This is a genomic window from Nodosilinea sp. LEGE 07298 (assembly GCF_015207265.1).
In the GTDB taxonomy this organism is placed as follows: domain Bacteria; phylum Cyanobacteriota; class Cyanobacteriia; order Phormidesmidales; family Phormidesmidaceae; genus Nodosilinea.
The window spans coordinates 1-9,431 of record NZ_JADEXE010000261.1; the positions used below are offsets into that span (position 1 = coordinate 1).

Genomic DNA, 9,431 nt, shown 5'->3' on the forward strand with positions numbered 1-9,431 from the left:
TCTCTATACAGCCCGACCGCGCAGCGACCCCTGACCATTCACGTCAGGCTGAGCGTGGGTTGCTGCGACCCAGGCCCGGTAGTCTTCGACCAGCTGCCGCTCGATGCGGTGCTTGATGGTGCTGAGAATGCCGCTGAGGAGGGTCTTCCCGGCGCTATCGAGCATGGGGGCGGGCATAAAGCGAATGGGGGGCGGCAGCTCGATATGAATTTGCAGGTCGGCCCGGCCCTGGAGTTCGGTGTAGCGGTCGTGGCGCTGGGGCGTGAGGGTGCCCTGCAAGGCCATGCCAAAGGAATCGTTGACAAAGCTGAGGTAGTCAGGCCCTTTGACCTGGCAGCCTACCGATTCTAGTTGAAGGCTACCGTCGGCCTGCGATCGCACCCGCAAATCGGCAGTGGGTTCAATGCTAATGCCAAGAAACTGTAGGGGCCGCAGGCTCAGTCGATAGACGCCATCCCCAATCACCTCGATGCGGCGCGGGTCGGTAATGGCTTGCACCAGGCGCTGGGGCTGCCGCAGGTAGTGCTCAATGGGGATGGCCTCGTTGGGCACCCGCAGGCGCAGATTTTGGCTGGCGTGAAATTCTTGCATAGAAAAACGCTACCTGAAAACGGGGTACCACCCAGGGCAGATGAAGTTTTGTAACTCATGTTTAATAATTTAGTACGTTTTTCAGATTTCGTGGGGTTCACCAGGCACTGTCGGGCACCCTAAGCGGCTTTACGTTTGCGGAGATAGGGAGATCCTCCCTGCGGAGATTCGGCTCCTACGATTTCAGCTTTTTCTGAGAAGGCGTTACATAGAGTTACTGCTTACTAAGGGGCTTGCACCCCAGGAGACTGCAATGACATTTACCCCAACTCACGTACTAATTTCTCGTACCAAAGAAACCCCAGTGCAGCTGGTGGCCGGGCCAAAGGGCTACTGGCTCTACACCGAGGCTGAGGCGCAGAAAGGGTCTACTCCTGCCTTTGAAGTACGCCCCAAGCTGGGTATCTACTGTCGGGGGCAGCAGGTGGTGGGCTTTCACCTCCAGCCGCTGACCGCTCGGGCCGCTGCTCACTCTGAGGCCACCCAGCTAGCCAAGTAGTTCAATTGGTCCTTTTTCCGTCCTTCGAGGTAAGACAACTGCTAGCCATAGCTGGCAGGATTAGCCTATGAATACCATTAATACCGCCGCCCAACTCAGAAACCTAACCCGTATCCGTCGCATTAGCCGACTGATGGATACGGCCTTCAGAATCCCCGTTTTGGGGCTAAAAGTCGGCTGGGATCCGGTGCTTGGGCTCATACCTGGGCTGGGCGATTTGATTGCTACCGCCATATCGGCTTACGTCATCGTTTTGGCGGCCCGATTTGGTCTGCCCAGGGGCATCCTGGCGCAGATGGTCTTCAATATCGGCCTGGAGGCTGTAGTGGGTACCGTTCCACTGGTAGGGGATTTGTTTGATGCCTTTTATAAGTCGAACGTGCGGAACCTAAAGCTGTTGGAAGCTCATCTGCAGTGCGAGTCAACCGAGTTAGAAGACGCAGACAGCCTCAACTTGAATAGTGTTCAAAATGGTGAGGTCTACACGTAATTTTGGGGGGAGCGATCGCAGGTTTCCATGCGATCGCTTTTTGGTGTGTTGCGTATATCAATCTGCCCTGCGAGGGTAACAGCGCTGCTTGCAGTCTCATAAACTGCGTCAGACGCTATAAAAACCAATTACCTATGTCAATGCCTGTTCCGTCTCGTCCGAGTGGGTTTCGTTTAGGGTCTGGCGATGCCTCTGTGCAGATAGAGGTCTTTATCGATCTGGAATGTCCCTTTTCAAAGAAGGCTTGGCCCACAGTTTGGGCGATCGCCAACCACTACGAGGGCGATCGCGTCGGCATTACCGCTCATCCCATCGTGCTGTGCGACCATCGCCAGAGTTGGGATATGACCAAAGCTGTGGTGGCGATCGCAGCAGACGACCCGCTACGGGCCTGGCAGTTTATGAGCCACCTGTACCAGCACCAGGCCGACTACGCTCAAGACGCCTTTGATAATAAGACCCGATCCGACCTGCGCCAGCTAGTCAAAGACCTGGTTGCTAAATTTGACCCAGCCTTGTCAACCAGCGATCTGGCTGAGCAAATCAGCAATGAGGAAGGCTCGGTAGCGAGTCGAGCCAAGGCATCTGTTCGCTACGCCATCAGTCGCGGGGTTTGGTCAACGCCGACTGTTTTTATCAACGGCAGTCCTGTACCCCAGCTGGAGTCAAGCTCTACGAGCGGCGATTGGCAATCAATTATCGACCCAATGCTGTAGAGATTCGCTACGCCATTTGCCAGGTCAGTTCTTCCCCAGCCCGTAACGGCACTAGTCCAGACTCTACGAAGGGCAGTTCATCGGGAACGCGCCAGGTCGTTTTGGTCAGGGTAACCTGGGTCGTGTTGCGGGGGAGTTGATAGAAGTCAGGCCCGTAAAAGCTGGCAAAGGCTTCTAATTTATCGAGCGCACCGACGCTCTCAAAGGCTTCGGCGTACAGCTCTAGGGCATGCAGGGCCGAAAAGCAGCCCGCGCAGCCACAGGAACTCTCTTTGCCGCTGCGGGGATGGGGCGCGCTATCGGTACCCAGAAAGAATTTTGGGTTCCCAGTCGCGACGGCTTGCAAAAGGGCCTGGCGATGGGTCTCCCGTTTCAGTATGGGCAGACAGTAGTAGTGGGGACGCAGCCCCCCCTGAAACAGGATGTTGCGGCTAAACAGAAGATGCTGTGGCGTAACCGTAGCAGCCATGTTGTCGGTTGCCAGCACAAACGCTACTGCATCTGAGGTCGTAATGTGCTCCAGCACCGTGCGCAGTTTGGGAAAGCGCTGCTTTAGAGGAGCTAGGTGTTTCTCAATAAACACTTTTTCACGGTCGAACATATCGACGTCGGTATCGGTCACTTCTCCGTGCAGCAGGAGCGGCATGTCAACCTGCTCCATGGCGGCAAAGACGCGATCGCATTTACGAATATCCGTTACCCCCGAATCTGAGTTGGTAGTTGCCCCGGCGGGGTAGTATTTCACGGCTTTGACAAACCCAGCCGCTTTGGCCGCCACGATCTCGTCAGGGCTGGTGTTGTCGGTGAGGTAAAGGGTCATCAAGGGCTCGAACTGCTGGCCAGCCGGAAGCGCGGCCAGAATGCGATCGCGGTAGGCGGCGGCATCGGCGACTGAGCGCACGGGAGGATTTAAGTTTGGCATGACGATGGCGCGAGCAAATTGACGCGCTGTATGGGGCAAGACGGCTTTTAAAGCGTCGTTATCCCGTAGATGCAGGTGCCAGTCGTCGGGTCGAGTAATGGTCAGCTTTTCCATACAACCTGCTGAATCAAATCGGCTAGTTTTGTAGCGCTATCGGCCGTGGCTAGGCTCCCTGCTGCTGCGGCCATCGCGTCTAACCGCTGAGGCTCTGCCAGCAAATCAAGCACCAGGGCCTGAAATGCTGGGGCGACGACCTGGCTTTGCGTCAACATCAAAGCGGCCTGGACATCAACAAAGGCTTTGGCATTCACCGTCTGGTGGTCTTCTGCCGCAAACGGGTAGGGAATCAGAATCGATGGCGTACGGGAGATCGCCAGCTCCGTCAGCGTGCCTGCCCCGGCCCGGCCAATCGCCAGGGTCGCCCGATGCATGAGCGCTGCCATTGAGCCAAAAAAAGGCCGATGAATGTAGTGAGGGTGGCTGTAGCTGTCGGCGTCGGGGTCGCTGCTGCCGGTTTGGTGCACAATCCACGCGCCCGCTTCGATCCAGGCTGGGGCAGCGGCCCGCACCAGTTGGTTGACGGCGACGGCTCCCTGGCTGCCGCCCACCACCACAATCAGCGGCACTCCATCGGGAATGGCGGGATCGTTTAAAGCAGGTGGCTCTGAGGTGAGAAACTCGTCGCGCACGGGGGTGCCTACCACTACGGTTTTAGCTTTGGGTAGGTACGGTTGGGCCGCATCAAACCCCAGCGCTACAACGGTGCAGCGAGGGCTAAGCCAGCGGGTCACTTTGCCGGGTAGAGCGTTGGACTCATGCAGCACGGCGGGCAGACCCAGCGATCGCGCCGCCAGAATCGCCGGAGCCGCGATATAGCCACCAGTGGTAAACACGCCGTCGAAGTGGCCTTTTTGGAGTAGTTTCCGCACCTGTACGGTGGCCTGGCCAAACTTGGCTAGCGTCTTCATCGTTCCCAGCCCAGGCCGCCCCTGAAAACCCTCCATGCGCACCGTATGCAGCGGAAAGTGGCCGGGGACCAGGGTGGTTTCGAGCCGGTCGGGCACCCCCAGCCACTCAATGCTGTAGCCCTCCTGGAGCAGGGCCTCGGCGGTAGCGATCGCGGGAAATAAGTGCCCTCCGGTGCCGCTGGCGGCTACCAGCAGCCGGGGCGATGCGGCCTGGGAAGCCACAGGAGTAGATGCTTGGGACAAGGGAACACCCTCGACGCTGAAAACGACTCTAACTATACCAACTCCCTGTCAGTTGATATAAGGTAGACGGAGTATTTCTCTGGTATCGAGGGCAGTTAGCGTGGCTAAAGCTTCAGCAAAGCAGTGGAGTCTGGGATTGGTGTCAATGGCGGTCCTGGGGCTGGGGGCTGGAGCGATCGCGCCTGCCGCTCAGTCGCGCCCGCTAGTGTTGGCCCAGGCGGCCCCCGCCGAGGTACAGCAAGTCTTGAGCGAGCTAGAGGCAGCCGCCAGCGATCGCAATCTCGATGCCGTGATGGCGTTCTATAGCGAGTCGTTTTCGAGCGATACTGGCTTCGACTATGCCCAGCTGCGCCAAACCTTAGAAACCCTTTGGCAGCAATATCCCGATATTACCTACGATATTGAGCTACTCAGCTGGCAGGCCGATGGCCCCGGTCGCTACAGCCTCGAAACCCGCACCACGGTAACCGGCAACCAGACCCGCCCCGATCGCACCCTCACCCTCACCGCCGACATCACCTCGCGCCAGCAGCTCGAAGCCGGGCAAATTGCCTACCAGGAAATCTTGAGCGAAACCAGCCGCCTGGTATCGGGTGACAGCCCGCCCACGCTGCAAGTGCAGCTACCTGAAACCCTGGAACTGGGGCAGACCTACAGCTTTGATACGATTGTGGTAGAGCCGCTAGAGGCGCGATCGCTGATGGGGGTCGCCGTTGAAGAGGGCGTCACCGCCACCGACTTTTTTGAGCCACGTCCGGTCGTGTTCGATTTGCTCAGCTCGGGGGGGCTGTATAAAGTGGGCACCGCCCCTGCCGAACCCGACAACCGCTGGGTCTCTACCGTAGTCATTCGCGAAGACGGCATGGTGGTTGAGACGCGCCGGGTACGGGTTGAGTAGCCATGTCACATAACTGGCTACTCAGCGACGATGGCACCCATCGCCCCTTTGGCAACCCTGAAACACTGGAGCCAGGGCAATACTACCGCCTGTATCGGTTTTTGACCGAGCTAGAAGACATTCTCGAAATCTTTCACGACGATGTGAGCCGCCTGGAGGCGATTACCCCTCTGGTGCGCAAGCTGCTGGTCAGCTCCTACTGGCTGCAGCTAGAGTACAGCGCCCCCGATCCCAAAACCGGCTGGAGCGTCAACTTTCTCTACCGCGAGCACGAGTTCCCGCTCACCGTGCAGATGGTGTCGTGGCTACCGGGGCAAACCTCGCCCATTCACAACCACGGCACCTGGGGCATTGTGGCGCTGGTGGGTGGCCAAGAGCGCAACCGCCTGTGGCGGCGATCGCCTCTGCCCAACCATCCCGACCACTTAGAACTGGTCGATGACATTATTCTCAACCCCGGCGACGTGGTGGCGCTCACCGCCGATGCCATTCATAGCGTAGAGGCCCTGGGCAATGAGCCCACGGTGTCGTTTAACCTCTATGGCAGGACGCGGTTTGACCAGCGCTACGAGTTTGACCTCGCCACCCAAACCGCTAAGCTATTTTGAACCAAATTTAGCAACCAGCAGCCCCGTTACGGCATGACATGGAGCAGAGATAGCGTGTCGCGGCGCTGCAATGTTGATGCGCGGTGTGGTTATGGCAGAGCATGCCCTGGCAATGCCAAAGCGTGGGGTGGATCTAGCCTGTCACTGGCCCGCACTGCTATAGCAAGGGTCTGCATTGCCATGTCACCGGCCTGCAACGCCATATCACCGGCCTGCAACGCTATGTCATCGGCCTGCAACGCCACATCACCAGCCTGCATTGCCATGTCATCGGCCCGCAACGCTATGTCATCGGCCTGCAACGCCCTATCATCGGCCTGCACTGCCATAACCAAACCGCTAGTTGGTAGATTCATCGGTATCAATGCTGAGAGAAAGCTGGTAGATCGTCTTTTTGGGTTGCCCAGTGGCTTTGGCAAGCTGGCGGCTGGCATCGGCGCGAGAGAGTCCCTGGCGCAGCAGGTGTTCTAGTTCTGCTCTAATCGCCTCATTGGATAGCACTGGGGCTTCGCGGGTTGCGCCCTGAATGACAACGGTAAATTCGCCTTTGGGAGCGGTGGTTTGGTAATGCTCTAGCGCCTCGCCCAGGGTACCGCGCCAAAATTCTTCAAATCGCTTAGTTAGTTCGCGGCCCAGGGTGACGGGGCGATCGCCCCCCAAAGCCACCACCAAATCCTCCAGGGTTTTGATCAGCTTGTGGGGCGCTTCGTAGAGCACAATGGTGCGATCTTCGTGGGCGATCGCGTCTAATCGCGCAGTTCTTTCTTTACCCTTGAGCGGCAAAAAGCCCTCGAAGACAAAGCGATCGCTGGGCAACCCCGCCACGCACAGGGCCGTAATCGCCGCCGTTGGCCCCGGAATGGGAATCACCGGAATCTCTGCGTCAATGCAGGCGGCAATCAGCTCATAGCCAGGGTCAGAAATGCCCGGCATACCCGCATCGCTGACCAGCGCCACGGCGTGCTGGCGGGTTTGCAGGTGGTGCAGCACGTCGCCAATGCGGCTATGGCGATTGTGCTCGTGGTAGCTAATCTGCGGCGTGGCAATTTGAAAATGGGCCAGCAGCTTGCCGGTATGGCGGGTGTCTTCGGCGGCGATTAGATCGACGGCCTGCAACAGGCGCACGGCGCGAAACGTCATATCTTCGAGGTTGCCCAGCGGGGTACCCACCACGTAGAGATGGCCAGGTTTGGGGTCAGCATCGGGGGCGGAGGGCATGGGCGAGCGGCAAAGGAAAACGTTTCTCACAGGCTAGCGTAACGTTCGAACGTTTCAACTGTTCAACGGCAGAGGGGGGTAGTTCAAAAAGTGGCCATTGGATCAATCACCCTGCGCTCGACCTGAGGGATACTAAGCAGCAATGATTGAGGCAGCGCAAAGGAAAATCGTCATGAAACAGCTTACGCTTTTGGGATTCGTGCTGGGGGCGGCGACGCTTACCGCTGGTGTGCCCGCCGCTTTGGCCCAGGCTCCCGACACCCTGGTGGCCGCTGAGGCTGCCCCAGCGGCGTCTGCTATGCCAGAGTTAGAAACCACCCGCTACGAAGATTTGTTCTCGATTGCCTTTCCGGTGGGGTGGCAGGTCAACGCCCAGACCAATGCGCCCCAGGTGGTCGCCGACAGCGCCGGGCCAACCGACAGCCTGCCCGCCATTCGCACCGAGATCACTTGGCAAGAAGCCCCGCCCCAGGTCGTGGTCGGCGAGTCATTGAACGATATTCGCGCCAAAGGTTACACCGTGAGCCGCTACGATGCCGTTACCATCGACGGCGTTACTGCCGTGCGTCTGTGGCTGAGCGACATTCCAGACGGGTTACCCAACGCCTTTGTTACCTACGTGGGTTACCCCACTGCCACTGCCACCATTACCAGCTACTACGGTGACCCCACCACCAACCTCGACCCGGTGCTGATGGCGATTCACCAATCCTTTGCGCGAGCCAGTGCAGCACCGACAGAAGACACAGCTCCCACAGAAAACTGATCGGCGAGTGAGATTTCAGCATTGGGGTGCAGGGTTGAGAAAAACATGCCTCAACCTTGACGCGCCCTGGTGAATGCAGAAATGGGGGAAGCTGACCATAGGTATGAATCAGAAATTTAACGTCTCTCGTAAGGGCAAACGGCCATTTGCCCCTACTCAAAGTCATGCCTCAATCCCTCAACACCAATTGGAATTAGCTTTAAAGCCGATCTGAATGCTCTTGATAGCTCAGGGCGACGGCCATAAATCCTTTGACCCGGCTATGCCTATGCTTCTACAGGTTGTTTGAATGCACCCTGCCCTTCACTTCTGAGGGCTAGATCACAATGCTTAATGCCGCAGGGGGCACGCTAACCCTTACCCTAATTTAGGGTTGTGCCCTGTAGCGAGGTAGACCGTGCGGCTAGTCAGACTGTGCCATGCAAATTGATTTTCATCACGGCGTCACCTACGTGTGTGCTCGCCTGGCCGGGTTTGAGCATGCCGAGGCCAGCATTGTGGCCCACAGCGCCCAGTATGTTGATGACTCGACCCAGGCAGGCTTAATTCGCTTTGACAATGGCGCGATGTTCGATCGCATCAGTTCGGCCCACAAAATGCTGGACTACCGCAACTTCAAGGAGTTGGCCAACTGCAAAGTGTGGATTCCGTTTCACTTTCTGCCCGGCAACGGCGGCCTGCCCGCTGGCCAAGACCCGCCCGGCACGTTTATCGAAAAACTAATCTGTCGGCCCAATAGCCCCGTCGCCCAGGGCATGGTGCGCGAATGCATTGAGCAGCGCTACCGCAGCTACGGACTACACCGCCTGGGCATTACTCTGCACGTCTTTGCCGATACCTGGGCGCACCAAGGCTTTGCGGGGGTCAGCCACGAAATTAACAGCGCCCGTGACCTGGTGGATGGCAATAACAAGCCCGACCAAAGTCTCATGAATCGACTGAAGGGCTTTTTTATTGGCGGGGCGCTGCCCCTGGGCCACGGCACGGTGCTGAGCAACCCCGACAAGCCCTACCTGCGCTGGGGCTACACCAACGGTCGGGGCGAAAAAATTAGCCGCAACAACCCCAAAGACTATTTAGAAGCCGCTGACGAAATGTGCAAGGCCATGCAGCGGTATGTAGCAGGCGACGCCGAAGCCTGGGTGCCCGGCTTGCCCGATGCCGACCGGGCCAAAATTGCGGCACTGTTTGAAACCACCTATGGCGAAGGCAACAGCCGCCATCAGCAGTGGATCGCCCACATTGCCCAGGGCAGCTTTAGCTTTGGCCCCGCCGAGGTTAGCTACATTGCCCACGGCTACGGCTCTTGGAAGCATCGTGCGCTAGGCGGAGCGGGGGAGGGCGAGCGCAAGGAGACGCGCATTGCCTACTCGCCCCACTTCTTGACCAGCCACTGGAAGCTCTTTCACGATGCTTTACAGGCTCATCACTTCTATGTCATCCACGATTTGCTGCCCCAGTTTGGTATTTGTGTCGCGTAGGGGTAGGTGAGTGGATGGGTGGGCGAGTGGG

12 protein-coding genes are annotated in these 9,431 nt (G+C 58.1%); 7 read left to right on the forward strand and 5 right to left on the reverse strand.

Translation table 11 applies throughout. From position 1 onward, the window contains the following. Window positions 1-3: 3 nt before the first annotated feature. Complete coding sequence (locus tag IQ273_RS25620; RefSeq protein ID WP_194025973.1) at window positions 4-591, reverse strand: DUF1997 domain-containing protein; 588 nt, start codon at window positions 589-591, stop codon at window positions 4-6. Between the two features lie 253 nt (window positions 592-844). Here IQ273_RS25620 and IQ273_RS25625 point away from each other — a divergent pair, with 253 nt between their 5' ends. The 3 genes from IQ273_RS25625 to IQ273_RS25635 all read left to right on the forward strand — a co-directional run bounded on the left by IQ273_RS25625 (window position 845) and on the right by IQ273_RS25635 (window position 2,296). Continuing rightward, a complete protein-coding gene (locus IQ273_RS25625) occupies window positions 845-1,090 on the forward strand; it encodes a hypothetical protein (protein WP_194025974.1) in 246 nt (81 codons plus the stop codon). A gap of 67 nt (window positions 1,091-1,157) precedes the next feature. Further along, a complete protein-coding gene (locus IQ273_RS25630) occupies window positions 1,158-1,580 on the forward strand; it encodes a DUF4112 domain-containing protein (RefSeq protein ID WP_194025975.1) in 423 nt (140 codons plus the stop codon). Window positions 1,581-1,714: 134 nt separating this feature from the next. Continuing rightward, window positions 1,715-2,296, forward strand: a complete 582-nt coding sequence (locus tag IQ273_RS25635; protein ID WP_194025976.1) for a thioredoxin domain-containing protein — start codon at window positions 1,715-1,717, stop codon at window positions 2,294-2,296. A 7-nt stretch (window positions 2,297-2,303) separates the two neighbouring features. On the opposite strand, the gene pyrC is transcribed toward IQ273_RS25635, so the two are convergent. Together pyrC and murG are read right to left on the reverse strand one after the other, a co-directional pair. Continuing rightward, window positions 2,304-3,332 (reverse strand): dihydroorotase, encoded by a 1,029-nt coding sequence (gene pyrC, locus IQ273_RS25640; RefSeq protein WP_194025977.1) that lies wholly within the window; start codon window positions 3,330-3,332, stop codon window positions 2,304-2,306. Beyond that, complete coding sequence (gene murG / locus IQ273_RS25645) at window positions 3,320-4,429, reverse strand: undecaprenyldiphospho-muramoylpentapeptide beta-N-acetylglucosaminyltransferase (protein WP_228053866.1); 1,110 nt, start codon at window positions 4,427-4,429, stop codon at window positions 3,320-3,322. The genes pyrC and murG overlap by 13 nt, the downstream gene beginning before the upstream one ends. Window positions 4,430-4,529: 100 nt before the next feature. Here murG and IQ273_RS25650 point away from each other — a divergent pair, with 100 nt between their 5' ends. Both IQ273_RS25650 and IQ273_RS25655 read left to right on the forward strand, forming a co-directional pair. Further along, window positions 4,530-5,327: a nuclear transport factor 2 family protein gene (locus tag IQ273_RS25650; protein ID WP_194025978.1), complete on the forward strand. Its 798-nt coding sequence runs from the start codon at window positions 4,530-4,532 to the stop codon at window positions 5,325-5,327. 2 nt (window positions 5,328-5,329) lie between these two features. Beyond that, the gene (locus IQ273_RS25655) at window positions 5,330-5,935 is read left to right on the forward strand and encodes a cupin (RefSeq protein ID WP_194025979.1); all 606 of its coding nucleotides are present in this window, start codon (window positions 5,330-5,332) and stop codon (window positions 5,933-5,935) included. 89 nt (window positions 5,936-6,024) lie between these two features. On the opposite strand, the gene IQ273_RS25660 is transcribed toward IQ273_RS25655, so the two are convergent. Then, a complete protein-coding gene (locus IQ273_RS25660) occupies window positions 6,025-6,291 on the reverse strand; it encodes a hypothetical protein (protein WP_194025980.1) in 267 nt (88 codons plus the stop codon). Continuing rightward, window positions 6,275-7,153, reverse strand: coding sequence for a 16S rRNA (cytidine(1402)-2'-O)-methyltransferase (gene rsmI / locus IQ273_RS25665; protein ID WP_194025981.1), 879 nt, complete (start codon window positions 7,151-7,153; stop codon window positions 6,275-6,277). The genes IQ273_RS25660 and rsmI overlap by 17 nt, the downstream gene beginning before the upstream one ends. 172 nt (window positions 7,154-7,325) lie before the next feature. Between rsmI and IQ273_RS25670 the strand changes: the two genes are divergently transcribed. Beyond that, window positions 7,326-7,919, forward strand: coding sequence for a hypothetical protein (locus IQ273_RS25670; RefSeq protein ID WP_194025982.1), 594 nt, complete (start codon window positions 7,326-7,328; stop codon window positions 7,917-7,919). Between the two features lie 419 nt (window positions 7,920-8,338). Then, a complete protein-coding gene (locus tag IQ273_RS25675; RefSeq protein ID WP_194025983.1) occupies window positions 8,339-9,400 on the forward strand; it encodes a DUF6765 family protein in 1,062 nt (353 codons plus the stop codon). Window positions 9,401-9,431 lie beyond the last annotated feature (31 nt).